A 26,431-nucleotide genomic window follows, 5' to 3' on the forward strand; every position below is an offset into this window, starting at 1 on the left:
TCTACACTTTAATATCTTTTAGATCATTTGTTGCCTTAATAAAGGAAGGGGGATGTTGATCTGTATATTCTAAGGCCCCTTTCCCACCCAAATAAAAGTTAGTTTGTGGGTGTGTCTTGGCAAACTCATCCCAATGCTTCAACAGTCCAGGTTCTGTTTTAAAAGGAATATCAGTTGTTGCAGAAAGTAAAACGGTTTTTGGTTGCAAGGATTCTGTTAACCGTTCTATTGTTCCTGGAGCAGGAGAGGGGCCAAGCAATAAGGTTCTGCATCCTTTTAAAGTTAAGGGAAGCAAATTAATATGTAAAGGTAATTCATGCCGTTCCTCAGGCAAGCATGCTCCAATAACTAAGGGAGCATTTTCTAAGGTAGGAAGATTTCTTCTTACTTGTATTAAAAAGTCACGGATAACCATACTACTTACAGTTTCCTGGCTTTCACTCCATTCTCCGTTTTCCCATCTATTTCCTATTTCCTTTAGAAATGGGCGGATGACCTCTTCAATCATTAATTCCAATCCGTAAAAATAATATGCTTGTTTTAATACTTGGCTCATCTGTACTTCTTTATAGTATTTTCCATGTTCCAAAAGCTGTATCGTGTAATTATTATAATCAACCTCACTATTTTTGTTTGCTTTATATATCTTTTTTACTTCATTAATCGCTTTTCCAGTAGTAAGTCCCTCTGCTTTCAGCTCTTTTACATGAAGAAGACAATTTATATCCGCTTGTCTATATACGCGATAACCATTATCTAAACGCGTTGGGCTCACCACATTGTATCTATCCTCCCATTTGCGGATTACTTGCTTGGAAAGTCCTGTGATGGTAGCAACTTGATTAATATAATAATGTGTTTCAGTATTCATATCCTTCCATCCAATCCTTTATTATTAATTATATGTACAATGTTAATACCCTAACGTTGTACAAGGCAAACCTTTTTCTTTTAGAAAAAAAAATGGATACCAGGTTTATTTATTTTGAACCAGGGTATTTAAACTATACAGAGTCGACGTCCTTTAAGCCTCCTTTTGTTGTATAAGGTTGTGAAAAACCCTATACAGAAATTGATCGCAGTCAAAGTTTAAAATAGGAGGAAAATTATGAAGCAGAAAAAAGTAATTGTAGTAGGTGCAGGTGTTGCTGGATTGGCTAGTGCGATTCGTTTGCAACATGCTGGCTATCAAGTTGAACTACTAGAAAAAGAGGGAATGCCTGGAGGAAAGATGCATCGCATTGAAAAGGATGGATACAAATTTGATCTTGGGCCAACCATTGTTATGATGCCGGAATTGTATAGGGAGGTCTTTTCATTAGCCGGGAGAAATCCTGATGATTATATCCCTATGGAAAAATTGGATCCAATGTACTCCGTGTACTTTGGTGATGACCTCGGGACTAAATACGAAATGTCTAACGATTTGGTACATTTAATGAATACGTTGGAGGCATTTAGTGATGAAGATGCAGCTGGATTCTTGGCATATTTACAAGAAATCTATCGGAGGTTTACAGTAGCGAAAAATCACTTTATTCAACAACCTTTTCGAAATGCCAGTGATTTTTATAACCTATCTACTATTCGACAAGGTCTGAAATTAAAAACCTTGGACAGTGCGGAAAGCTTTATTAGTAAATACATTAAAAATGAGCGCTTAAAACAAATGATTAGCTTTCAAACACTGTACATAGGTATTTCTCCATTTGATGGACCGTCCCTCTACACCATGATACCAATGATTGAATTTCTTTATGGTGTGTGGTTTATCAAAGGTGGAATGTATAAGATGGCCACCTCTATGGAACGACTTTTTCTTGAACTTGGAGGAGAGGTTCGGTATAACACTACGGTTGAAGAAATCGTCATAGAAGATGGTAAAGCAAAGGGAGTTCGTGTGAATGGGGACTTGGAGAAATCTGACTTTGTTATGTGTAATGTTGATTTTCCTTTTGCCATGAAACACCTTATTAAAGAAGATACTGCGAAAGGAAAATACACAGACAAGCGAATTGATGAGATGAAATACTCCTGTTCTTGCTTTGTGATGTATCTGGGAATGGACAAGAAATATGATGGAGTTGAAAACGTTCATAATTTTGTCTTCAATGATGCATTGGAAGATAACATGGAAGGTATCTTTCAAGGTGAACTGCTGGAAGACCCTTCTTATTATGTATACATTGGTTCCAAAAAGGACCCATCTCTTGCTCCTGAAGGAAAAGACGGCCTTTATATCCTTGTGCCGGTCTCCGATTTATCAACTGCTTCGTATGAGTGGGATGAAGAGACAATTCAGTACTATCGTAACAATATCTTAAATTCCTTGGAGAAAATAGAAGGTTTTGAAAATGTAAAAGAGGATATTGTGTCCGAAACATATATGACACCGGTGGATTTTAAAGATAAGTTTAATGCTTATAATGGAGCGTGCTTTGGATTAAGACCAACACTCACACAAAGCAATCATTTAAGACCTCAAAGTAAAGCTACCAATTGTGAAAATTTGTATTTCACAGGGAGCAGTACACACCCTGGAGCTGGAGTCCCAATAGTACTATTATCAGCAAAGATTGCAGTGCAAGAGCTTCTGCATGATGACAAAGGGATTCTGTTTGGAGGCAGTTAACCAAGGGAGGGAAATTCATGACAAACTTTCAAAATGAACTGGAGGAAGCTTACGCATATTGTGAAAAAATAATTAAGCGGCATTCCAAGAGCTTTTATTATGCATTTTCAACCCTGCCTAAACCAAAAGCAAAGGCAGTATATGCCATCTATGCTTTTTGTCGTATTGCTGATGATAGTGTCGATGAACATGGAAATAAGTCAGAACAATGGAAGGCTCTGACTAAATTGGAAAACCAGCTTCGTCTATTCGAAATGAAACAGGAACCGAACACGTTGCTCTGGATTGCCTTGCGTGATGTTTTCAACCGCTATGATATGAAGATACAGCCTTTTTATGATCAAATTAACGGGCAAAAAACGGATATTATCTTTCAGTCCCCGCGTGATATAAATGAATTAGAGCGCTACTGTTATTTGGTTGCGGGATCCGTAGGACTTATGTTATTGCCGATTATTGCCACTAATGAAAGAGAGTCATTAGAAGAGGAAGCGGTGTATTTAGGTGTTGCCATGCAGTTAACAAATATATTACGCGACGTAGGAGAAGACTACAGGGATAAAAATCGTATTTACTTACCTGATTCTCTAAGACGAAAAGAAGGTTATACCATTTTAGATTTGCAAAACTCATTAATTAATAATAGTTTCATTGCACTTTGGGAAGAGTTAGCTACACGTGCTGAAGAACTTTACGACCTTTTTCAGAATAAAATAAATGCATTCGATGAAGATAGTCAATTTCCAGTATTACTATCCTCTCAAATATATAGAGGTATTCTGGGGGCAGTGCGAAAGAACAATTATAATTGCTTGAATCAACGTAATTATGTATCTGCCATAGAAAAACAGCGTATTTATCGAAGCGTAGTAACTAGTACAGTACGTGCAGAGAGTCATAAGTTGGAAGCTTAACGAAATAAGAAACTATTAATCTTATTGCTAAATTAGAGAAATAGGGTGAACATACATGAAAAGGCAAAAAACGGTTGTAGTAATTGGAGGAGGTTTGGGTGGTCTATCTGCAGCAATATCACTTGCACAGAAAGGCTATGCAGTTTCTTTATACGAAAAAAATCACCACTTAGGTGGTAAGTTAAACAGGTTGGAGCAAGACGGATTTGGTTTCGACTTAGGTCCGTCTATATTAACAATGCCACACATCTTTGAAAAATTGTTTGCGGAAAGCGGATATAAAATGAAAGATTTTATTCCCACGATTCGCCTGGACCATGAATGGCGTTCTTTCTTTCCAGATGATACGATCTTAGACCTTTATAATGACCTTAATAAAATGCTCGCGGAAAATGATTTACTGAATGCCAATGATATGAAAGAATATCAAGATTTTCTATCTTACGCTAAAAGGCTATATGAATATACGGAAGAGGGATATTTTCAAAAAGGATTGGATTCAGCGAAGGATGTCATTCAACACCACGGCGTAGTTGATTCGATTAAAGGCTTTGATCTTTTCTCTACCATGTCTCATGGAATAGAAAAACGTATCTCTAATCCAAAGCTGCGGACCATGCTTAGCTACTTTATTAAATATGTAGGTTCTTCTCCGTACGATGCACCAGCCGTTTTAAATATGCTCGTCTACATGCAGCATGCACAAGGAGTGTGGTATGTGCCTGGTGGTATGGATCTCATTGCAGACGGGTTGGAACGTCTTGCAAAAAAAGAAGGTGTACAATTTTTACAGGTACAGCTGTAAAAAAATTGGAGAAAACGGATGGAAAACAAATAAGTAAAGCTATTTTGGACGATGGTACTTCTGTGGAAGCAGATTATTTTGTATCCAACATGGAGGTTATCCCAGCATATGATAAGCTGCTCGGTGAATCTGCAGAGTACATTCACAAGTTGGAAAAGAAGTATCAGCCCTCCAGTTCAGGCTTGGTATTACATCTTGGTGTCGAAAGGCTTTATCCTCAGCTTGCACACCATAACTTTTTCTTCTCGGAGAACTTACAGGAGCAAATGAATCGAATTTTTCATGAGCATCGTTTACCTGATGATCCGACCATTTATTTGGTCAACGTTAATAAGACAGATCCGCTACAAACTATTCCCGGACATGAAAATCTTAAGGTGCTTCCACACATACCATATATCCAGGATGAACCCTTTACAAAAGAAGAGTATTTGGATTTCAGGGATGTAGTCTTAGATAAATTAGAACGAATGGGCTTAAAGGGTCTTCGGCACCATATTGTTACGGAAGACATGTGGACACCACATGATATAGAAAATATGTATTGGTCACATAGAGGATCCATTTATGGTACGCTTTCTGATAAAAAATTAAATAGAGGGTTTAAACATCCAAAGCAAAGTGAGAAGTATGACAATCTTTATTTCGTTGGTGGAACAGTAAATCCAGGCGGTGGAATGCCAATGGTGACATTAAGTGGTCAACAAGTAAGTGAACTAATAGTAACGCGCGATCAACAAGATAAACAGTCATCTTAATGATGCAACCAAGCAGAGAGGAGGTGTGGCGGATTGCTTATTGGCTTAATTTTTACTCTTTGCATAGTTATAGGTATGTTTGCTGGGCTGCTTATGTTTTGGAAAGTTCCTTCTCTTCAACCGATAAGTGGACAAAAGAAACCATATTCTATGCTGTCTGTAATTATACCTGCAAGAAATGAAGCAAAGCGAATTGGTCCTTTGTTGGAGTCGTTGAAAAAACAAAAGGGGCAGGCCTTTGAAGTAATTGTGGTTGATGATGCCTCTACGGATGAAACTGCTCGACTCGTGCATTCCTATGGATATACTGTGATAAAAAACGAGAAACTGGAAGATGGTTGGGTAGGTAAATCAGCTGCATGTTGGTTAGGTGCAAATAAGGCAAAGGGCAAGCATCTTTTATTTCTGGATGCTGACACTCAATTTAATTCAGATTTTTTGTACCAGCTTGCAAAAAAATATGAGCAGAAAAAAGAAACAGGGATTGTATCAGTTCAGCCATATCATACAGTTGAGCGACCATATGAACATCTTTCTGCATTATTCAATATTATTGTAATGGTTGGAATGAATGTATTTACAGCCTTTGGAAACAAATTGGAAGCGGCAGGATCGTTCGGGCCATGTATTTTATGTAATAAAAAAGAATACATGGAAGTAGGTGGTCATGCTGCAATTAAGGATGCGGTCATGGATGATATAGAACTTGGTGAGGCATTTATGCAAGCTGGTTATAGGGTGCGTTGTTATTCAGGGAAAGGATTGCTTACATTTCGTATGTACCAGAGGGTCTCCCGCAGTTGTTAGAGGGATGGACTAAAAATTTTGCTACAGCTTCTCAATCTACTCACCCTATTGTGCTATCACTTGTCAGTATATGGATTGCTGGAGGTTTTCTATCTTTTTTCTTTCTGGCTTATAGTATAATTTGGGCACCATTTCTATGGGTTGTAGCCTCTGTTATTACATACTTCTTATTCATGCTACAATTTTTTTGGTTTGCCAGAAGAACTGGAAATTTTCGTTTTTGGGTATTTATCTTTTTTCCCTTACATCTTCTTTTCTTTACCGGGCTATTTTGTAGATCGATATACATGACGCACGTTGTTGGATCTGTAAATTGGCGTGGCAGAAAGATAAAGGTTTGAAGGGAGAAGTTACATGCCGGTTATTGAATTACCTTTAACAATTATTATCCTTTTAGATATAGTGGCATGGGCGTTTTTTCATATCGTCATATCCTTAGGAATGAGTTACGTTTCTGCTGATTGGTTACAGAAATATTCCTGTTTTTTTCGTTCGCGAGAATGGGAACGAGAGGGGATGTTTTGGGAACATGTCTTAAAAGTAAGAAGCTTTAAAAAATGGATACCGGATGGAAGCAAAATAATTGGTAGAGGATTTGAAAAACGCAATCTAAAATCAGTTGATCAAATATATATTGAGCAATTCATCATTGAATCTATTCGTGCTGAGATTACTCATCTACTCTCTATTTTACCTGCTGGATTATTCTTTTTATGGAACCCCTCTTGGCAGGATGGATAATGATAGGATATGCGTTACTTTTCAATATACCTATCATCGCAGTTCAGCGATACAATCGTCCAAGGCTTGAACGAATAATTAGGAAGTATAAGTAAATGTGGTGTAACAAATTATAGGAAACATTATTACTTAATATGAAGAGTAATAGGTCTATACAAATAGCTTCGAAGCTATGTAAAAAGAACCTCTCCGAGTCGAGGTTCTTTTTTAAATAATTATTTAGGATTTTGGTTCAATCTTTCCATTCATCGGGTAGAAAGTCTAATTGTTTGTACTTCAGAATATACTACTATTATCATAAAGTAGTAACTTTGTAGATGCCTAACAGAGGAGTATGTTTTAAACAGGAGGTTGCTAATGATTAAATATTGGAAAGAATTTATACTGTATCCTGATATATCCTTTATGCTTATCTTGTTTACATTTCTTTTTATTTTTATTATCCCCCAAATATTTCAATGGGAAGCTTGGTTGGCGATCCTCATTGGTATGATTGTCTATACTATCAGTGAATATTTTATTCATCGCTTTCTATTTCACATCCGTACACCTAACCACCCGCTTTTTTTAAAACTTATCAGACGACTACATTATGACCATCATGTAGACCCCACAAATCTGAAACTATTATTTCTTCCACTCTGGTTCAGTATACCTAATTTTCTCTTATTAACTTTCATTACCTATTCTATTACAAAAGATAAATACATAACGGGAGCCTTTGCCACAGGTTTAGTTGGTTATTTTCTTTACTATGAATGGAAGCATTATATAGCTCATAAACCTATCCAACCATCTACTGCTTTAGGGAAAAAGCTGAAAAAGGTCCACCTCTGGCATCATTATAAAAACGAGAATTATTGGTTTGGTGTTACTCATAGCTCGATTGATAAAACAATGGGGACCTATCGAAATCACAAGGAAGTAGAAAAAAGTGCTACAGCGAAAAACCTGGAAAAGAGAGTATAATTTACAAAATTATTCTAAAAACTCTTTACTTTTATAGAGGGATAACTATATAATAACTCTTAATTAGTTAATTTATTTGAATATAAAGAAAAGACCAACTAGGGGGGTTCTACATGAAGTTAAAGAAATGGATGATTTTATTAGTAGTAGGTCTGTTACTAGGCATATTAGCAGCATGTTCTGGTGATGACGCAGAAGAAACATCAGGAGAAAAAGAGCCAAGCAGTGAGGGGAAAGAGGAAGCGGCTGCAGATGGAGAAAAGGTTCTTAGCTTTATAAATCCGGAAACCATTCCTTCTATGGATTCCTCGCTTGCGACAGATGAATCATCTTTTATTTACTTAGCAGCAACTACAGAAGGCCTGTACCGCTTGGATGAGAACGCGAAACCAGTAGAAGGGATCGCGAAAAAACATGAAGTTAGTGATGATGGGCTGACATGGACGTTTCATTTAAGGGAAGATGCAAAATGGCAAAATGGAGACCCTGTTACAGCACATGATTTTGTTTATGCATGGCAACGGGCAGTTAATCCTGATACCGGATCAGAATATGGACCATATATGATGAATGGTGTTATTAAAAACGCTACTTCTATCAGTTCCGGTGAGAAGTCGGTCGATGAATTAGGTGCAAAAGCGGAAGATGATTATACATTAGTAGTTGAACTTGAAAATCCAACTCCATATTTTGAATCATTAACTACATTTGGTACGTTCTTTCCATTAAATCAAAAATTTGTGGAAGAGCAGGGAGATAAATATGCAACCAGCTCAGACGCCCTGCTGGCAAATGGGCCATATAAGATGGCAGATTGGGAAAGCACTAGCAGCTCTTGGACATTAGAAAAAAATGAAGATTACTGGGATGCGGATGCAGTAAAGATGAGTCAGTTGAAATTTGAAGTTGTAAAAGATCCGCAAACAGCAGTAGATTTATATGAATCCGGGGTAGTAGATCGTGTCGATTTGACTTCAGATCTAGTTGATCAGTACGCGACGAATGAAGATTATGCGATTTCTCCAGATACCTTTGTATATTTTATGAAGTATAATCAAACTACCAATGAGGCGTTAGCAAACAAGAATATTAGAAATGCGATGAACAGAGCTTTCGATAAGCAAGCGCTAGTAGATCAAATTTTAAATAATGGATCGATTGTAGCAAATGGGTTAATCCCAGCAGACTTTACTCCAATGCCTGAATCTGGTGAAGATTTCAGAGAAGTAAGTGGTGACCTTAGCACTTATAATGTAGATGAAGCTCAAGAGCTATGGAAAAAGGGATTAGAGGAGCTTGGTACGGATTCAGTTGAATTGGAATTGTTAACAGATGATGATGAGACAACCAAAACAATGGTACAATACCTTGCAAACCAGTTATCTACTAATCTGGAAGGTTTAACAATTAATTTAAAGCAAGTGCCTAAGGAACAACGTCTGGATCTTGATGACAACATGGATTATGAGTTACAGGTTTCTCGTTGGGGTCCTGATTTCTTAGATCCATTTACTTTCATGAATCTATGGACGACTGAAAGTGGAAATAATAAAATGGGTTATTCCAATGCTAAATATGATGAACTAGTTGGCGATACAGCAACAAAGCTAGCTACAGATAATCCGGCACGTTATGAGAATTTCCTTGAAGCAGAAAAAATTCTCTTTGAAGATGCAGCGATAGCTCCGTTATATCAAGCATCCCGTGCCCAATTAGTTTCACCAAAAGTAAAAGGTGTTCACGTAAACCCATTTGGAGCAACATATGAATACAAATGGGCGGACGTAGGAACAGAATAACTTTTTCTTGAAAAGTATAAAATCATAGCTTGTAGCTCCTTTAACACAAGGAACTACCAGGCTATGATTTTTTGTGTTATCTACATGTATTGGAATCCCAAAGTAATTCGTAATATGGATAAACTCCGACTTAACTTGATAGTACTCTAAGCAGCCGTTGCGGAAAAAACACTTCGCTTTCCGTGGGCAACGCTTCAGCTTCCTCGGAAGAAAACCACTTCCTTGAAAAAGAAACCCACTTTTTCTGCGTGCGATGTTTCTCATTGAAGCTTTTCTGGTCCTGCGGGATCTTCAGCTGGGGCTGGGACTGTGTCACCTCGTCCCACCGAAGATCTTTTGCGATTACTCACCCCATCAAAAAGCCCTGTTGCTTTACCCACAGGACAAGGAAGGCTTCAGCGAATTGTGCACCGCACGAAGGAAAGGTGTTTTTTTTCTTTCCGAGCAGTCTTCGTGTATTTCCTACACTGGTAAAGTGGTTAGATATTAACCCACTATTTATGGTTTAAAGCAGATACAAATTGATTGGAGCGGAAGGGGACGACTCCTGCCGGAATAGCATGAGCTGAAGACCCTGGACGGAGCGTAGCGGAGGAAGCGGCTGAGGCCATGCCGGCGGAAAGCGTCCGCCTGAAACGGAAATCAATGGGTCACTTCTCCTCAAATATTTTACTGAGCTTTTCATCAATAAAGTTACGTCGCATTTTACTCCAACTACGCAGGAATTAAAGTTTAATAGTAAGCAAGTGAGTGTGTAAATTCTGTCAAAAATAGGAGTATTCTAAACAGAAAGAGTAGTGTATAATAGAAAGAGCTTTGGAGAAATACATATAATGGAGAGAGTAAACATGAATCAGAAGAGAACGAATAAAAAAACAAAGAAAAGATTGTGGCTTAAAGTTTCGATCGCTGTAATTCTATTACTAGTTTTAAGTGTCGGAGGCTATGCCTATTCTATATACCATAATGCTAAAACGACACTAAATGATAAAATGCACGAACCTGTTAAAGCAATTGATACAAAGAAAACAAAGGTCAAAATTAAAGATGCAGAAGTATTAAATGTACTCCTGTTAGGTGTAGATGAACGGGAAAATGATAAAGGTCGTTCGGATGCCATGATGGTTTTAACCTTAGATCCTAAAAATGACAAAATGCAGCTCGTAAGTATTCCGCGAGATACAAGAACAGAGATTGTAGGTAAGGGCTTTGAGGATAAGATTAATCACGCCTATGCATTCGGGGGCAGTGATATGGCAGTTGCAACCGTAGAAAATTTCCTGAATATTGATCTCGATTATTATGTCCGAATGAATATGGAAGGATTGGAAGAAGTAGTAAACCAATTAGGATCCATCACCGTATATAATGATATCGCCTGGGATGACGGAAAATATGAATTTGGCTTTGGCCCCACCGACATGGATGGAGATAAAACGATGCACTTTGTTCGTATGAGAAAACAGGATCCAGATGGTGACTTTGGTCGCACAAAGCGACAACGTCAAGTTATTCAAGGGATTGTAAATAAGGGAGCCTCTGTAAGCTCTGTTACAAAAATTAATGGAATGATTGATGTGCTTGGTAATAATATGGCGACAAATATGGACTTTAGTGACATGAAAAACATGCTTTCCCAGTATAAAAATACTCGAAAGAACTTCACCGATTATCAGATGAAAGGGACGGGTACAAAGCTGGATGGTATTTATTATTTAATTGTTGCTGATGAAGAAGTGGAGAAAGTCCACGGTATGATAACAGGTGTGGAATCGGGAATTTAACACGCATAATTAAAAAAAGGGACACTTCTTTGTTAATTTGGAAAGTGTTCCTTTTTTACATTAAATCTGCCAAGTTATTCATTTATAAGGGAGACAAAACATGGACCATATAAAAAAATACATGGAAGTTAATCAAAAAAGGATTCTGGAGGATATAAAACTACTCGTAGAAAGTGATTCACCCTCTATAAATAAAGAATTAACAGATAAATGCAAAGCTAATATCCAACTATTGTTTCAGCGCTACTTCGAGTATAAGGCTACAGAAATTAAACAGCAAAAGTACGGAGATCATTTACGATTCGAATTTGGCGATGGAGAGGAAACACTCCTTCTTTTATCCCATTTTGACACAGTCTGGGACAAAGGAGATCTCAAATATAAAGTCAAAGGGAATAAAGTATATGGACCTGGTATATTGGATATGAAAGCAGGATTAGTTCAAGCGATTTGGGCTTTGAAAGCTTGCAAGGATCTAGGTCTCTCCCTAAATAAGAAAATAGTTTTTCTGTGTACAAGTGATGAAGAGCTAGGTAGCCCCACCTCAAAGCTGTTAATTGAGAAAGAAGCTTTAAAGAGTAAGGTTGTTTTAGTGACAGAACCTCCAGTAGCTGAAACGGGTGCATTAAAAACAGCAAGAAAAGGCTCTTCTCGCTATGTGATCGATATAAAAGGGAAAGCAGCACATGCTGGAAACCATCATCGTGATGGCAGAAGTGCAATAAAAGAAGCCGCACATCTAATTATTTATTTAGAAGAATTAACAAATTATACGACAGGAACTACGGTGAATGTAGGAACAGTTAAAGGTGGAGGAAAGCTGAACGTAGTGCCAGATTCGGCTACTTTTGGAGTAAATGTACGGGTGAAAACAATGAAAGAACAGAAGAGATTAGACCAGCTCATCCGCCATCTTGAACCTAGAACAGAGGGAGTAACTTTGAAAGTAAAGGGAAAGATGAACCGGCCACCTATGGTCCGAAGCAATCGGACCGGAAAGCTTTTTCATGTAGCAAAGCATATTGCCAAGGATCTTGATTTTGATTTGGAAGAGGCTTCGGTTGGGGGAGGCAGTGACGGTAATTTCACTGCAAACTTAGGAGTTCCTACTCTTGATGGTCTTGGTGCAGTTGGAGAAGGAATTCATGCAAGAAACGAGCATATTTTGGCAAGTGAAATTCCAGAGCGCGCTACCCTTCTTTGTAAGTTAATTACTACATTATAATTGTTTGTGACAACATAAAAAAGCGTCAAATCATATTGATTTGACGCTTTTTCGTACGACTACTTCTGTGGATACAATAGCCTGTTTGGCAATTTCCCTTCCTTCAAACCTTTCGAGCAAGAGGTTAACCGCTGTTTCTCCCATGAGTTCGGTAAATACCCGTATGGTACTTAATGGAGGATAAAGATGCTTTGAAACACTTATATCGTTAATCCCCATAATACTTACCCTCTCTGGAATGGAAATACTTGCCTCATGTAAGGCCCGCATACAGCCGATTGCCATGACATCACTACTAACTGCAAAAGCTGTGGGTAGCTTGTCGCCAAGCTCCTCAATTGCTTTCTTCATTAAGCGATAGCCTTCATCCACTGAAAAAGATCCTACATATACTGTTTCGTTATTGTACAGCCCTTTTTTCTTTAAGTACTCCTTAAAGGCTTTCTCTCTTATATGTTCTTTTCCACCAATAAATCCAATGGATGTATGATTGTTTTCGATGAAATGGTCAATAATTTTTCGTATGGCGCGATTAAAATTAATAATTACAGAATCGTATACATCTTCATTTGGAGACTGATCAACGAAAACAAGGGCAGGAGATATCGTTCTAAGCTTCTTTACTTGCTTGGAATTAAACTTGCCAATAGCGATTATTCCTTTAATTTGATCAGGATTTATATCATCAATCGTATCAAAGAAATACATTTCGGGCGACAATTGCAGCTCTTTACAGCGTTGTTCGACTCCCAGCCGAATGGATAGATAGTAAAGGTCGTTTAACTCCTCTGATTCTGTATACCAGTGAACAATTGCTATCTTTTCACCTATGTGTTTTTTTACAGAATGTTTTTTATAAGAAAGAGCTTCGGCAGCTTCAAAAATGCGTCTTTTTGTTTCCTCTGCAACAGAAAGAGAAGCGTCATAATTCAACACCCGTGAAACTGTTGCGGGCGAAACCTTTGCTTTTGTCGCGATATCTTTAATTGTTGCCACATGATCACCTATTTCACTCGTTCAAGTTTATTTCTATTTATTTTATCATATTTACTCCATTACACTGTATTGTTTTGATAAATTATTATAGAATGTATCCAATTCGATGGAAGTACCTTTATTTAAACGTGATTCTTCAGCAGCAAATGCCATTAAGTGGCTGCTTAAAGAATTACTTGCAGAGGAAACACTTTTACTTCTATCACTTTGCTGGATGTCTATTAAGAAGTCACGCATAATACCGAGATCTCCACCACCATGTCCGCCAGTTGGCGAGTCGAATTTAATGACTGTTTCATGCTTTGTAAGGAAGTCATAATAGGATATTTGATTTTCAGTCATGTTCCCGCGCAGTTCTCCTTTGGTTCCCATTATTTGAACAGTTCTTGTCTGCTCGCGTGTGAATCCACACATACTGAATGTTGCTGTAGCTCCATCTTCAAATTCCATATTTACAACTTGATGGTCAACTACATCGTTATCAAGTTGATAGACGCATTTACCATAATCTGTCTCGTTTAAAGCCTTAATAATACCCTCGTTTGATGTGTCTTCTGTGAACTTTCTTGCCCATCCTCTACCTTCACCAAGATAATAATTCCCTGCGTGGAAAGGACAGGACTGAGCTGCTGGACATCCATCAAGACAGCGCTTTGGAGCTCCTGCGGGCATGTTTTCTTTGCGGAAATGCATAAGAGATCCATACGAACTTACTCGTTCGCACTTTTTGTTAATAACATAACGAATGATATCCATGTCGTGACAGGATTTCTGTAAAATCATTGGACTTGAGTCTTCTTTCTTTTTCCAGTTTCCGCGAACAAAGCTGTGAGACATATGCATAACTTCCACATTTTCATTTAATTGTATGGATGCTACTTCACCAATTTTACCGTCTTCAATCACTTTTTTAATTGTTGACCAAAAATCTGTGTACCGAAGTACATGGCAAATGGTTAGTTGTTTGTTAAATTTTTCTGCCTGTTGCTCCATTGCGATACATTCTTTAGGGTCTGGGGACATTGGCTTTTCTAATAGGACATGATATCCGAGCTCTAACGCTTTCATGGTAGGTCCGAAGTGTTCTCTATCCATGGTGCAAATAATCGCAATATCCGCTGTTTTCTCCTTTGTAAGTAAGTCTTCCCAAGAATGAAAGCAGTCCTCTGTAGATAAATTATGCTCCTGTTTAATCTTATCTCTTCTTAATTCATTTGGTTCGGCAACCCCAATAATCTTAAGTTCATGTGGATTTTTTAGTGCATAAGGAGCATAGGCTCTAGCTCCGCGATCTCCCGCGCCAATTAAGATGGCTGTAGTTGGCTTCATTTTAAATTTCCCCTTTTTATTTACTGAAAATTTTACTTGCAAATTTATAAGTTTTACTAATTAATGTTCCCATATTATTACTAATAATAGTTTATATCCTTATTTATTACAATGGATAAGCACAATAAATTAAATTTTTTAAAAATAATGCATTATAAATTATGATCATGTATAATCCAAGTTGAGAATAATTTATTTAGTAAAATATTTACTGGAGAGATTTCATGCATCGTTTATTAAAAACTTTTTTTGTCTTTATCGTTCTAATCAGTATAGGTGTAATAGGGGTAGCTTGTGATAATAGTACTAATACTTCAGAAGACGGAGATAAGACAAGTAAGGATAATAAACAGGTAGAGAATTTAACTAAAAGCGAACAAATTACAACAATGGATTTAACTTTAGCAAATGATCAAGTTTCCAATCAATTTTTATCTATGACAACAGAAGGTTTATATCGTTTAGATGAAAAGGGGGAAAAAGTGCCGGGAATAGCAACTAAAAGTGAAGTTAGTGACGATGGGCTGAAATGGACCTTTCATCTTCGTGATAATGCCGAGTGGGAAAATGGCGATCCGGTCACTGCCCATGATTTTGTATATGCTTGGCAAAGGGCTATTAATCCGGATACAGGTTCTGAGTACGGGCCATATTTAATGAATGGGGTAGTGAAAAATGCAAAACCTATAAGTGGAGGTAAGAAAAAGGTGAGCGATTTAGGTGTTGAAGCAAAGGATGATCACACCTTAGTGGTTACTCTAGAAAAACCAATTCCGTACTTTGAATCTTTAATCTCTTTTGGAATATTTAACTGGCCTTTAAATGAAAAGTTTGTTGAAAAATCAGGGGATAATTATGGGACAAGTAGTGAATATCTTCTTTCTAATGGCCCTTATAAGCTGAAGGAATGGGAAAGTACGTCCGATTCATGGAAGCTGGAGAAAAATGCTTCTTATTGGGATGCAGAAGAAGTTTCTATAGAAGAATTTAATTATAATGTGGCAAAAGATAATCAATTAATTGTTGATTTATATGAAAAAGGAGAAATTGACCGAGCAGAGCTGTCTTCAGATTTAATAGATCAGTTTCAATCAAGAGAGGATTTTGATACAACACCTGAAGCAAGTGTTTTTTACTTGAAAATGAACCAGCAACGAACAAAGGCTCTGGGGAACAGAAATATTCGAAAAGCAATTAGCAGAGCTTTTGATAAGGAAGCGCTAGTTAATAACATATTAAATAATGGTTCCATTGCTGCGAATGGGCTTGTGCCTAAAAAGTTTTCAACACATCCAGAGAGCGGAAAAGACTTTCGGGAAATAAATGGAGATTTAGTTAGCTATGATGCTGAAAAGGCGAAAAAATTATGGGAAAAGGGATTGCAGGAAATAGGAAAGGAAACTGTTGAGTTAGAATACTTGTCAGGAGATAGTGGGGATTCTAAGTTTATAAGTGAGTATATGGCAAACCAGTTAGAAAAGAATTTACCTGGCTTATCTATTACAATAAAAAGAGTGCCTCTTGAACAGTTGACAACACTGGATAAGAGCATGGATTACGATTTGCAGTTCACCGGGTGGGCGCCTGATTACCAAGACCCATTTACTTTTTTAGGTATGTGGATCACAGATGAGAACACGAATAAAATGGGTTATTCTGTAGAGAAGTATGATGAGATACTTTCAAAGACACAAAATGAACTGGCAACAAAGCCTGTAGAAAGATATGAAGCCTTACTTGAAGCGGAGGAAATTCTTTTTGATACGGCGGCTGTTGCGCCAGTCTATCAAACTGCATCAGCTAAATTAATATCACCTAAATTGAATGGAGTTATAACAAATGCTGTAGGTCCAGAATATGAGTACAAATGGGCTGAGATTGGTAGTTCTGACTAATAAAAAAGCAGAATGAAAGAGGCATTGAACCATTACATGCCTATTTCATAAAGTTGGAAGTGATAATTGGGAAATAAAAATACATCTTCTGACGTTTTACAATGAAAGCTATTGGAATTTATATACTATTACTTCTTTTTCGATATTTGCTTGGTGTGTCTCCAGTTGCTTTTTTAAAAGCTTGTGTAAAAAAAGATTGAGAGGAATATCCAATAATACCTGAAATATGTGCGATACTATAATCAGTCGTTTCCAATAATATTTTTGCTTCTCTAATTCTAATTTTATTCAAATATTCGATTGGAGAAATTCCCACATCACTCTTAAAAATATGTGCAAGATAGTATTTGTTGATGTGTCCAATATCTGCCAGAGTATCAAGGGTGAGGGCGTCTCGATAGTTTTGATTAATATAGTGCATCGTGAGAGCTACTGCTTTATTCATATTACGGGATTCTGCTTTTTCTATTGTAAACTTTTTTTCTCTTTTTAATTTAACAATTAAGATTTCAATGATGTTTTGACAGATCAGTTCAAAATCTTTTTCATTGCGTTTTACTTCTTCGAGTAACTTATTAAGGTAAAACAAAATATCCTCTCGGTCACCATTGTACGTATATAGACCCATAGTTGAATCTTTTTCACCAGTAATCGAGAAAGCAAGACCCTCAATACCAAGAGCTATATATTGTAAGGAATCTTGTTCGTTTGATTTTTCTGTATGCTCTACATTTGGATTGATAATAATTAAATCGTTCTCTTTAACAGGCACTTCATGCTTTGGTAGAATAAATGATCCTTTACCTTTTACTATATAGAATAGCTCTGTGAAATGATGGGTATGATGTGTGCTGTGCCAACCTTTATCATATTCTGATTGGGTTACATACAGAAGCTTAAATGGTAGCTTTTCTTTAGAGGAATTTTCCATTTTATAGACTTCATAAGACATGCCAAGCACTCCTTTTTATAGAAATAAGTATGTATAAAATTTGGTGCTGCTGCGCTTTAGTTCTAATGTTCGAAAAATAATTTTTGGCTATATTATGTCCTTATGCATGAAAGGCCATGTCCAGCTCCATCGCCCAGCAACTAGCAGGGTTCTTGATGGGGCGAGCATTTAGCACAGCCCCAAACTTCAATCTTCTTTCTACGATAAGTCAACATCGACTCGAATAAGAAGGAAGGCCGACTAAATACGGCCTTTGCGGCCAACGTCGGCATACCCCTTTTGCAGGGGCATGTTTCCTTTATCTCGTGTTAAAAAGGAGATCGGTTAAATACGCCACGATGCGCGGAAACACCGATCCACCTCGCTTGGCGAGGCGCAGTTTGTACGTTGCTAAACGGGCGCTTGCGCTTTTCCTATATAATAAACTATTAATCATATTTTATAAGGAGGAATGTGAAAAAGCAATATATATAAAAATCTCAACAAGATGTTTATTGTGAAAGCGTTTTAATGAATGTAGGATGAAAGTAGGAAGTAAAAAAACGATCAGGGGGCATTAATATGAAGATGAAACATCTATTATTTGCTTTATCTGCTTTATTTTTGGTAATTGCGTTATCAGCATGTAGCGGTGGTGATGACAGTAGTGATAACAAAGCTAATGGGGAAAATGGTGATAAAGACGAGGAAACTACTCTCCATGTAGCCGCTCTTGAATCTGCTTATGGCGCCGATATGTGGAAGAAGGTTGCTGAAGCATATGAAGCTACGAATGAAAACGTAAAGATTGAATTTACTATTGAGAAAAATCTGGAAGAAGTAGTACGTCCCGAAATGCAGGCAGGTAGTTACCCAGATGTATTTTTGCTTGCAACCGACAGAGAAGAGGCTTTAACTGAAACATTAATTAAGGAGAAGGCGGTTGAAAACCTTTCCGATGTGTTGGAAATGAAAGTTCCAGGAGAAGAAGCTGTTGTAAAAGATAAAATACTTGATGGTTTTACAGACACACTGGCAACAAACCCATATGGAGATGGAGAAACATATTTAGCGCCAATGTTTTATAGCCCAACAGGTTTGTTCTATAATGAAAGCTTGTTTGAAGAAAAAGGATGGGAAGTTCCTCAAACATGGGATGAAATGTGGGAGCTAGGCGATAAAGCGAAAGAAGAGGGAATCTCATTATTTACGTATCCAATTGCAGGATATTTTGATACATTATTAGGTTCCATGTTGTATGCGTCTGGTGGTCCTGATTTCTATAATTCAGCTATGACGTATGAAGATAATATTTGGGAAACAAAGGAAGCGGAACGTGTACTAAAAACAGTTGAAAAGCTAGGTGAGTACACACATCCGAATACGGTAGCGAATGCTAACCCAAATGATTTCACTAAAAATCAGCAGCTTGTATTGGAAAATAAAGCATTATTTATGCCAAATGGAAGCTGGGTAGTTGATGAAATGAAAGAAGCCCCACGTGCAGATGGTTTCGAATGGGGAATGGCTCCGGTTCCTGCTTTTGAGGAAGGTGGAGATCGCTATGCGTTTACATTCTTCGAACAAATTTGGATTCCTTCCGCAGCTGAGAATAAAGACGCAGCTAAAGATTTCATTGCTTACATGTATTCAGATGAAGCAGCAGATATCTTTTTAGAAGCAGGTGCGGTACAGCCTATTGAAGGAATTGTAGAAAAGCTGAATGATCAAAAGAAAATCTTCTATAGTGTTTATGAGAATGGTGCTCTTCCAGCAATGGGAACATTCGCTTCAACAGAGCCTGTTCCAGGAGCAAGCATTAGTGATGAGGTTTATGGAACGATTGATAGTGTAATAAGTGGTAAAACGACTTATGAACAGTGGAAAAAAGATATTGAAGAAGTAAGCGATAAATTACGACCTGCTATGAAGTAATTGATAAATAAAAAGACGACGAGCGTGACTCTGTGTTCGTCGTCTTATTTTTGAAACAAGTAATAACACTAATTTATAATATTTTTGTTATTAAGAGAGGTGAGCGTTGTGAGTAACAAAAAGGCAAGAAATATATTCATTACTGTTTGTATTTCCCCTGCTATTATTCTGTTTATCTTGTTTATGGTTGTTCCTACTGTAGAGGTTTTCCGAATGTCTATGTATAGCTGGGGAGGATTCTCAAATACAAAGGAATTTGTTGGCTTTGATAACTTTAAAGTTTTGTGGAATGATGCAGGATTTATACAGTCCTTTCAAAACTCTGTTTTGTTAATTGTGCTGGTTGCGATGATTACTATCGTTTTTGCTCTGTTTTTCGCAGCTTTATTAACTAAAGAAAATTTAAAAGGAAATAATTTTTTCCGAATAATTTTCTACATACCGAATATCTTATCCATTGTTGTTATTGCGGGGATATTTTCTGCTGTCTATGATCCGGAAAGCGGACTATTAAACAGTGTATTCGATATTTTCAGCTTAGAAAGCATGAAGCAAATGTGGCTAGGGAATCAAAGTATTGTTATTTACAGTGTAGCGGGTGCTTTGGTTTGGCAGGCGATCGGCTACTATATGGTAATGTATATGTCTAGTATGGCAAGCATTCCAGCAAGCTACTATGAAGCAGCTTCGTTAGAGGGCGCTGGTAAACTTAAACAATTTACAAGTATTACACTGCCACTCATTTGGAATAACATACGTACAACACTGACGTTTTATATTATAAGTACGATTAATTTAAGCTTTTTGCTCGTAAAGGCAATGACAGGTGGCGGGCCGGATGGATCCACAGAAGTGTTTCTCTCCTATATGTACGCACAAGCATACGGTAACTCTACCTATGGATACGGAATGGCTATAGGTGTTGTTGTGTTCCTTTTCTCATTCGCACTTGCCGCAATTGTTAGCCATATTACAAAAAGAGATGTGCTGGAGTATTAAAAGGAGGATAATGTCATGGAAAAAAAGAAAGGCATGCGCACAGAAACACTTTTCAAGCTTTTTATTTATGTGGCTTTATTCGCCCTCGCTATTTCAATCATTATACCGGTAGTATGGGTGTTTATGGCGTCCATCAAAGAAAACAAAGAGTTTTACGGCAACCCGTGGTCATTACCGGATGGGTTTTATTTCCAAAATTTCATTGAAGCGTTTGTTGAAGCAAATATGGGAGACTATTTATTAAATTCGGTCATTGTTACCACCTTGTCTCTATTAATCTTGCTAGTGGTAGCTCTGCCAGCAGCATATGTGCTATCTCGCTTTAAATTTATGGGTAGCGGCTTGCTTAATTCCTTTGTGAAAGCTGGTCTTTTTATTAATGTAAGTTATATTGCAGTTCCTATTTTTCTAATGTTACTTGGATGGGATTCAGGTATTAAAGAATTATTAGGAGAAGGGTTGTTTTTAAACAATCGATTTATCCTAGCGCTAATTTATGCATCAACTGCTTTGCCGTTTACTATCTTTCTTCTTTCCAGCTATTTTGAAACACTTCCGGCTGATTTTGAGGAAGCAGCAAGTATTGATGGAGCGGGGTATTTCAGAACAATGTTTTCTGTTATGCTTCCGATGGCAGCGCCGAGCATTATTATAGTAATCTTATTCAACTTTTTACTGTTTTGGAATGAATATATTTTAGCTCTTACACTAATGCCGGCTGAGAATAAAACACTGCCAGTTGGACTATTAAATTTAATGGCGGCAGAACGAGCGGCGGTTAACTATGGCCCTATGTATGCAGGAATGGTAATCGTCATGTTACCAACATTAATTTTATACATTATTGTCCAGAAACGATTAACGCAGGGAATGACAGTTGGAGGAGTGAAAGGATAGGTGAATAAAATGAACAAATCAACAGGAAGGGTAACCTTACCAAGTGAACAGAATTTTTTGAACGAAACAAAGGAATTGATGGAACGATGGGGAGCAGATGCATTACGTGATAGTGATGGCACGAAGCTTGATGATGAAATAAAGCAATTGGATGCCAAAATATACACAACGTATTTTGTAGCGCGAGGGAATAACGAATTTGCTGAACAACACCCTGAGGAAACGCAACAATTATATTTAATGTCACAATTCAATACAGCAAAAGACAAGTCGTTGGAAATCGACTTTTTGAAAGGATATTTTGAGGATCAAATCAAGCCTGATTATATTCACAACCCAAAAGAGTGGTGGGAAGTTATTAATCGAACAACTGGTGATGTAGTTGATCCAGCTAATTGGGAGGTTAAACAAGAAACAAATCAGGTCATCATCAATCAGGCAGAACCATGGCATGAATATACTGTATCATTTTTGGCTTATATGATCTGGGATCCGACACATATGTATAATCATATTACGAATAATTGGGGAGATAAGCCGCACGACATCCCGTTTGATGCTAGACAACCTTTCTCCAATCAATTTATGAAGGATTACTTGGAAAACTGGCTTAAGGAAAATCCGGACACGGACGTTGTTCGCTTCACCACTTTTTTCTATCACTTTACCCTCATCTTTGACAATTTGGGAAAAGAAAAGTTTGTTGATTGGTTTGGATATGGAGCAAGTGTTTCTGTTGCGGCCCTTGAAGCTTTTGCACAGGAAAAAGGTTATCGACTTCGTCCAGAGGATATAGTAGATAGAGGATATTATAATTCAAGTTTCCGTGTACCAACAAAAGCTTATTTGGATTATATTGACTTTATTCAGCAGTTTGTGGCAAAAGAAGTGAAAGAATTAGTTAGTCTCGTGCATGATCAAGATAAAGAAGCGATGATGTTTTTAGGAGATAACTGGATTGGTACAGAGCCTTATGGAGAGTATTTCAAGGAAACTGGTATCGATGCGGTTGTAGGGAGTGTAGGAGATGGGACTACACTGCGTTTAATTTCGGATATTCCGCATGTAAGCTATACGGAAGGGAGATTCTTACCATACTTCTTCCCAGATACGTTTTATGAAGGAAATAATCCAGCTATTGAGGCAAATGAAAATTGGCTAGCAGCCAGAAGAGCGCTCATGCGGAGTCCATTGGACAGAATAGGTTATGGTGGCTATTTAAGCCTGGCTTATAAATTTCCGGAGTTTGTTGACTATGTAGAAAAAGTTACCGATGAATTTCGGGATATTTACGATACCATTAAGGGTGTAAAACCATATACTGGACTCAACGTAGCTGTATTAAATGCCTGGGGAAAAATTAGAACATGGCAAACACATATGGTAGCTCATGGTAAATGGTATAAACAAGCTTATTCTTATCATGGGATTACAGAAGCGTTAAGTGGAATGGCGGTAGACGTTTCTTTTATAAGTTTTGATGACATTATTAATAATGGTGTGCCAGAAGAAGTAGACGTAATTATTAATGCTGGAGATGCAGGAACATCTTTCTCTGGAGGAGAACATTGGAAAAATGAAAAAGTTACTGCCACTTTGAGAGAATGGGTTTACAACGGCGGTGGTTTGATCGGTGTTGGGGAGCCTTCAGCTATTCACCACCAGGGTCGCTATTTCCAATTAGCAAATGTGCTTGGAGTAGATAAAGAATTAGGATATAGTCTATCCACAAATAAGTATTTCACAGAGGAAGCAGATTCCCACTTTATTACAGAAGATGTCTCCACTTTTAATTTTGGAGAAGGGATGAAGAATGTGTATGCTTTAAGTGAGGACACTGATATTATTGTTCATACAGAGGATGGCGTTCATTTATCAAGTACAACCTTTGGTGAAGGCAGAGGAGTTTACATTGCTGGAATTCCATATAGCTATGAGAATACAAGGTTATTGCTCCGCGCTATCTATTATAGTGCCGGCAAAGAAGAACAGTGGAAGATATGGCAGTCTTCTAATTTAAATTGTGAAGTACATGCCTATCCGTCTATTAATAAGTATGCGATCATTAATAACTCCAATGTGGAACAAGTTACGGATGTTTATGATGGAAACGGCAATAAATCTACCATCACCTTACAACCAAGTGAAATAAAATGGGAGGAAGAGCAGCATGAAGGATAGAATAATACTAATTGCTAAAATTGTATTCTTTCTGTTTTGTATGTTTCTCGTGATCAACGGTCAAAGAACAGTAGGTAAGTTATACCTGTTGTCACAGTTAATTGGTCTAGCCGGTTTACTATTTTTACTATGGAACTACAACCGTAAATTTGTATAATAAACAAAAAGGAAAAACCGGTTTGGAATGGTTTTTCTTTTTGTAGTTATAGAACGATCATGTAAAAGAAAGGATGGAGAGCAATGAAACCAAACGTATTGTTAATTATGGTTGATCAGATGCGTGCAGACTGTTTGAGTATGTTAAATCATCCAGTTGTTGATACTCCAAATCTGGATCAATTGGCACGAAATGGAGCCTTATTTAACAACGCATATGCAGCGACGCCTTCTTGTGTTCCAGCAAGAGCATCTGTATTGACAGGGATGTCACAAACTTCCACGAAACGTGTAGGCTATGAAGACAAAGTAGTCTGGAACTATGAAAATACCATGCCTGGTGAATTTGCAAAGGCAGGTTATCATACCCAATGTGTAGGGAAAATGCATGTATATCCAACGCGGAATTTATGTGGCTTTCATAATGTTATTCTCCATGATGGATATATGCACTATAATCGTTTTAAGCACACAACGAAAAGCGTGGAATCATTTGAACAGACAGATGATTATTTAAACTGGTTACGAGATAAAGCAGGGAGTAATGTAGATCTTACTGATTTAGGATTGGATTGCAACTCCTCTACTGTAACAAGGCCGTGGGCTTTACCTGAAGAACTGCACCCAACTAACTGGGTTACAACGCAGTCCATTGATTTTTTAAGAAGAAGAGATCCAACCAAGCCTTTCTTTTTGAAGATGTCATATGTAAGGCCACACCCGCCTTTTGATCCGCCCGAAGCTTTTTATTCTATGTATCGGGATCTTGATTTGCCTGAACCACCTATAGGTAATTGGGCTAAAGAGGAAGATTCGACTAATGCAGGTTTGAACCCTGTAACCTCTGAAGGAATTGTGCCTAAAAGAAGATTAGAACGTGCCCAAGCAGCCTATTATGCCTTAATTACCCATATTGATCATCAAATTGGACGTTTTTTAATGGCGATGCAAGAATATGGAGTGTATGACAATACCGTTATTCTATTTGTCTCTGACCATGGAGAGCTCTTAGGCGATCATAATTTATATAGGAAAACGCTTCCGTATGAGGGGAGTGCGAAAGTACCTTTGATTTTAGCAGATCCAGGTAATTGTTTGGGACTAAATAAAAATACACAAATAGATAAAGTTGCCGAATTAAGAGATATCATGCCAACACTATTGGATGTAGCAAATATTGAAATTCCATCAAGTGTTGAAGGAGACAGTCTACTATCCTTATGGAAAAATGAAAATACCAATTGGCGTGATTACATTCATGGGGAACATGAGCATGGAGTAAAAAGTTATCATTATATAACAAATGGCAGAGAGAAATATATTTGGTTTTCACAAACTGGAGAAGAGCAGTTTTTTGATTTAGTTGGAGATCCTAAAGAGCTAACAAATAAAATAGAAGATCCAAACTATGAAAAACAAGTAAAGGTTAGAAGGGATCAATTGATTCTAGAGTTAGTTGGACGAGAAGAGGGTTATACAGATGGGAAAGAATTGTTTGCTGGAAGACCAGTTAAACCTACATTAGAATAAACTCATTTCAGACCAAGCTGGAAATTTATATGATTTAAGAAAGAGGGAGAAACGGATGAAAAATGCATTAGGTATAGATATTGGTGGCACAAAGGTTGCCGCAGGAATAATAAATGAAAACGGTGATTTAATTCAAAAAGAAATGATTGAAAGTGATGCTTCAGATAGAGAAAAAATGTTTTCTCAGGTATGTACATGTGTAGATAATTTACTTGATCATTCAAGTATACCGTTAGCAGACATACATGGAATTGGCGTAGGCGTTCCCGGGAAAGTTGATACAGCTAAAGGTATGGCTGTATTTCAAAATAATTTACCATGGAGCAATTTTCCAGTAGCTGAAAGGTTACAACAACGTTTTTCAGTGGATCGTATTTCTGTTGATAACGATGTATATATGGCAGCATATGCCGAATGGAAGAAAGCAGAAATGCCACAAGATAGTATTTTTATATATGTTACCATCAGTACCGGCATCTCCTGTTCCATCATACAAAATGGAGAATTTATTCGTGGCGCTGGGTTTGCTGGTGAACTTGGTCTAATACCTGTCGCTGAAACGGAAGTCGAAGGTAAATTGGAGCGCTTGGAAAAAGTGGCTTCAGGACCAGCCGTTGCACGAAAGGCTCAGGAGTTGTATAACAATGCTAATATAACAACTGCTGAGGTGTTTGACTTATTTTATAAAGGGGATGAAAAAGCACAAAAAATTGTTGAGCAAGCAGCTTTTTCGATAGCCCAGGGCATTTATATGTTAAATAGTATAATAGATCCCCAAAAAATTGTCTTTGGTGGAAGTGTAGCGATCTATAATCCAATGTTGATAGAGTTAATAAAAGATAAATTACGACTATACTTACTAGATGAACAAAAACATATACTAAATGGGATTGACAACTGTCATCTGAAGAATGACCAGGGGATTATTGGAGCGGGGCTAAAAGTGTTGGCGGCAAAATAGTAGTGAAGATGAGGGCTTTGATAATCCTAGTTACTCAACCTGTAACTCAAGTAAATATTCTTTTTTAATCTGAATGTTGCCTGATTAAGTTAATATTAGGTATTATGGATGTTAGAGAAATCTGAATAATTAACTAGATAAGAAAAAACAAAAAAAGTAAAGTGTTAATAAGTAGACTTTAGGTTGA

Annotated in this window: 19 protein-coding genes and 2 pseudogenes; 17 read left to right on the forward strand and 4 right to left on the reverse strand. The window is 37.4% G+C overall.

Annotated elements, in window-relative coordinates; all coding sequences use genetic code 11:
- Nucleotide 1: 1 nt before the first annotated feature.
- Nucleotides 2–871, reverse strand: a complete 870-nt coding sequence (locus JCM12304_RS11335) for a MerR family transcriptional regulator (RefSeq protein WP_019378848.1) — start codon at nucleotides 869–871, stop codon at nucleotides 2–4.
- A 237-nt stretch (nucleotides 872–1,108) separates the two neighbouring features.
- Between JCM12304_RS11335 and JCM12304_RS11340 the strand changes: the two genes are divergently transcribed.
- From JCM12304_RS11340 to JCM12304_RS11385, 9 genes and pseudogenes are all read left to right on the forward strand, one after another.
- On the forward strand, nucleotides 1,109–2,632 hold the full coding sequence (locus JCM12304_RS11340; protein WP_060680440.1) for a phytoene desaturase family protein: 1,524 nt from the start codon (nucleotides 1,109–1,111) through the stop codon (nucleotides 2,630–2,632).
- A gap of 17 nt (nucleotides 2,633–2,649) precedes the next feature.
- On the forward strand, nucleotides 2,650–3,546 hold the full coding sequence (locus JCM12304_RS11345; RefSeq protein ID WP_060680442.1) for a phytoene/squalene synthase family protein: 897 nt from the start codon (nucleotides 2,650–2,652) through the stop codon (nucleotides 3,544–3,546).
- A 55-nt stretch (nucleotides 3,547–3,601) separates the two neighbouring features.
- Nucleotides 3,602–5,109, forward strand: a pseudogene (locus tag JCM12304_RS11350) (phytoene desaturase family protein).
- Nucleotides 5,110–5,142: 33 nt separating this feature from the next.
- Nucleotides 5,143–5,916, forward strand: a complete 774-nt coding sequence (locus JCM12304_RS19085) for a glycosyltransferase family 2 protein (protein ID WP_060680444.1) — start codon at nucleotides 5,143–5,145, stop codon at nucleotides 5,914–5,916.
- A gap of 516 nt (nucleotides 5,917–6,432) precedes the next feature.
- A pseudogene (locus JCM12304_RS20385) lies at nucleotides 6,433–6,752 on the forward strand (glycosyl-4,4'-diaponeurosporenoate acyltransferase CrtO family protein).
- Nucleotides 6,753–7,014: 262 nt separating this feature from the next.
- The gene (locus tag JCM12304_RS11370) at nucleotides 7,015–7,626 is read left to right on the forward strand and encodes a sterol desaturase family protein (protein WP_060680448.1); all 612 of its coding nucleotides are present in this window, start codon (nucleotides 7,015–7,017) and stop codon (nucleotides 7,624–7,626) included.
- A 113-nt stretch (nucleotides 7,627–7,739) separates the two neighbouring features.
- Nucleotides 7,740–9,425 carry a peptide ABC transporter substrate-binding protein gene (locus JCM12304_RS11375; RefSeq protein WP_060680450.1) on the forward strand — a complete coding sequence of 562 codons (1,686 nt, stop codon included), beginning with the start codon at nucleotides 7,740–7,742 and terminating at the stop codon, nucleotides 9,423–9,425.
- Between the two features lie 848 nt (nucleotides 9,426–10,273).
- A complete protein-coding gene (locus tag JCM12304_RS11380; protein ID WP_060680451.1) occupies nucleotides 10,274–11,209 on the forward strand; it encodes an LCP family glycopolymer transferase in 936 nt (311 codons plus the stop codon).
- A gap of 100 nt (nucleotides 11,210–11,309) precedes the next feature.
- Nucleotides 11,310–12,434, forward strand: a complete 1,125-nt coding sequence (locus tag JCM12304_RS11385; RefSeq protein WP_060680453.1) for a M20 family metallopeptidase — start codon at nucleotides 11,310–11,312, stop codon at nucleotides 12,432–12,434.
- Nucleotides 12,435–12,464: 30 nt separating this feature from the next.
- On the opposite strand, the gene JCM12304_RS11390 is transcribed toward JCM12304_RS11385, so the two are convergent.
- Both JCM12304_RS11390 and JCM12304_RS11395 read right to left on the reverse strand, forming a co-directional pair.
- On the reverse strand, nucleotides 12,465–13,430 hold the full coding sequence (locus tag JCM12304_RS11390; protein ID WP_060680456.1) for a LacI family DNA-binding transcriptional regulator: 966 nt from the start codon (nucleotides 13,428–13,430) through the stop codon (nucleotides 12,465–12,467).
- A 51-nt stretch (nucleotides 13,431–13,481) separates the two neighbouring features.
- Nucleotides 13,482–14,759, reverse strand: coding sequence for a Gfo/Idh/MocA family protein (locus JCM12304_RS11395; RefSeq protein WP_060680458.1), 1,278 nt, complete (start codon nucleotides 14,757–14,759; stop codon nucleotides 13,482–13,484).
- Between the two features lie 224 nt (nucleotides 14,760–14,983).
- Here JCM12304_RS11395 and JCM12304_RS11400 point away from each other — a divergent pair, with 224 nt between their 5' ends.
- Nucleotides 14,984–16,654, forward strand: a complete 1,671-nt coding sequence (locus tag JCM12304_RS11400; protein ID WP_060680459.1) for a peptide ABC transporter substrate-binding protein — start codon at nucleotides 14,984–14,986, stop codon at nucleotides 16,652–16,654.
- A gap of 118 nt (nucleotides 16,655–16,772) precedes the next feature.
- Here JCM12304_RS11400 and JCM12304_RS11405 read toward each other — a convergent pair whose 3' ends face one another.
- Nucleotides 16,773–17,606 (reverse strand): AraC family transcriptional regulator, encoded by an 834-nt coding sequence (locus tag JCM12304_RS11405; RefSeq protein WP_060680462.1) that lies wholly within the window; start codon nucleotides 17,604–17,606, stop codon nucleotides 16,773–16,775.
- 561 nt (nucleotides 17,607–18,167) lie between these two features.
- Here JCM12304_RS11405 and JCM12304_RS11410 point away from each other — a divergent pair.
- From JCM12304_RS11410 to JCM12304_RS11435, 7 genes are all read left to right on the forward strand, one after another.
- A complete protein-coding gene (locus JCM12304_RS11410) occupies nucleotides 18,168–19,520 on the forward strand; it encodes a carbohydrate ABC transporter substrate-binding protein (protein WP_019376838.1) in 1,353 nt (450 codons plus the stop codon).
- Between the two features lie 108 nt (nucleotides 19,521–19,628).
- Nucleotides 19,629–20,519 carry a carbohydrate ABC transporter permease gene (locus JCM12304_RS11415; RefSeq protein ID WP_019376839.1) on the forward strand — a complete coding sequence of 297 codons (891 nt, stop codon included), beginning with the start codon at nucleotides 19,629–19,631 and terminating at the stop codon, nucleotides 20,517–20,519.
- Nucleotides 20,520–20,534: 15 nt separating this feature from the next.
- On the forward strand, nucleotides 20,535–21,416 hold the full coding sequence (locus JCM12304_RS11420) for a carbohydrate ABC transporter permease (protein WP_172675286.1): 882 nt from the start codon (nucleotides 20,535–20,537) through the stop codon (nucleotides 21,414–21,416).
- A gap of 9 nt (nucleotides 21,417–21,425) precedes the next feature.
- Entirely contained in the window at nucleotides 21,426–23,597 is a 2,172-nt protein-coding gene (gnpA, locus tag JCM12304_RS11425) for a 1,3-beta-galactosyl-N-acetylhexosamine phosphorylase (protein WP_060680506.1), read from the forward strand.
- Nucleotides 23,587–23,754, forward strand: coding sequence for a DUF6903 family protein (locus JCM12304_RS19600; RefSeq protein ID WP_019376842.1), 168 nt, complete (start codon nucleotides 23,587–23,589; stop codon nucleotides 23,752–23,754). Before gnpA ends, JCM12304_RS19600 begins: the two co-directional genes overlap by 11 nt.
- 83 nt (nucleotides 23,755–23,837) lie before the next feature.
- Nucleotides 23,838–25,283 carry an arylsulfatase gene (locus tag JCM12304_RS11430; RefSeq protein WP_060680464.1) on the forward strand — a complete coding sequence of 482 codons (1,446 nt, stop codon included), beginning with the start codon at nucleotides 23,838–23,840 and terminating at the stop codon, nucleotides 25,281–25,283.
- A gap of 55 nt (nucleotides 25,284–25,338) precedes the next feature.
- Nucleotides 25,339–26,244 (forward strand): ROK family protein, encoded by a 906-nt coding sequence (locus JCM12304_RS11435; protein ID WP_019376844.1) that lies wholly within the window; start codon nucleotides 25,339–25,341, stop codon nucleotides 26,242–26,244.
- Nucleotides 26,245–26,431: the final 187 nt, after the last annotated feature.

It is taken from the genome of Virgibacillus halodenitrificans JCM 12304 (assembly GCF_001310895.1).
GTDB classification, from domain to species: domain Bacteria; phylum Bacillota; class Bacilli; order Bacillales; family Amphibacillaceae; genus Virgibacillus_Q; species Virgibacillus_Q halodenitrificans.

Coding starts and splice junctions, on each gene's coding strand:
- JCM12304_RS11370 (WP_060680448.1), top strand. CDS start 7,015: ATGATTAAATATTGGAAAGAATTTATACTGTATCCTGATATATCCTTT.
- JCM12304_RS11395 (WP_060680458.1), bottom strand. CDS start 14,759: ATGAAGCCAACTACAGCCATCTTAATTGGCGCGGGAGATCGCGGAGCT.
- JCM12304_RS11380 (WP_060680451.1), top strand. CDS start 10,274: ATGAATCAGAAGAGAACGAATAAAAAAACAAAGAAAAGATTGTGGCTT.
- JCM12304_RS11430 (WP_060680464.1), top strand. CDS start 23,838: ATGAAACCAAACGTATTGTTAATTATGGTTGATCAGATGCGTGCAGAC.
- JCM12304_RS11420 (WP_172675286.1), top strand. CDS start 20,535: ATGGAAAAAAAGAAAGGCATGCGCACAGAAACACTTTTCAAGCTTTTT.
- JCM12304_RS11410 (WP_019376838.1), top strand. CDS start 18,168: ATGAAGATGAAACATCTATTATTTGCTTTATCTGCTTTATTTTTGGTA.
- JCM12304_RS11405 (WP_060680462.1), bottom strand. CDS start 17,606: ATGTCTTATGAAGTCTATAAAATGGAAAATTCCTCTAAAGAAAAGCTA.
- JCM12304_RS11335 (WP_019378848.1), bottom strand. CDS start 871: ATGAATACTGAAACACATTATTATATTAATCAAGTTGCTACCATCACA.
- JCM12304_RS11385 (WP_060680453.1), top strand. CDS start 11,310: ATGGACCATATAAAAAAATACATGGAAGTTAATCAAAAAAGGATTCTG.
- JCM12304_RS11435 (WP_019376844.1), top strand. CDS start 25,339: ATGAAAAATGCATTAGGTATAGATATTGGTGGCACAAAGGTTGCCGCA.
- JCM12304_RS11340 (WP_060680440.1), top strand. CDS start 1,109: ATGAAGCAGAAAAAAGTAATTGTAGTAGGTGCAGGTGTTGCTGGATTG.
- JCM12304_RS11375 (WP_060680450.1), top strand. CDS start 7,740: ATGAAGTTAAAGAAATGGATGATTTTATTAGTAGTAGGTCTGTTACTA.
- JCM12304_RS19600 (WP_019376842.1), top strand. CDS start 23,587: ATGAAGGATAGAATAATACTAATTGCTAAAATTGTATTCTTTCTGTTT.
- JCM12304_RS11345 (WP_060680442.1), top strand. CDS start 2,650: ATGACAAACTTTCAAAATGAACTGGAGGAAGCTTACGCATATTGTGAA.
- gnpA (WP_060680506.1), top strand. CDS start 21,426: ATGAACAAATCAACAGGAAGGGTAACCTTACCAAGTGAACAGAATTTT.
- JCM12304_RS11400 (WP_060680459.1), top strand. CDS start 14,984: ATGCATCGTTTATTAAAAACTTTTTTTGTCTTTATCGTTCTAATCAGT.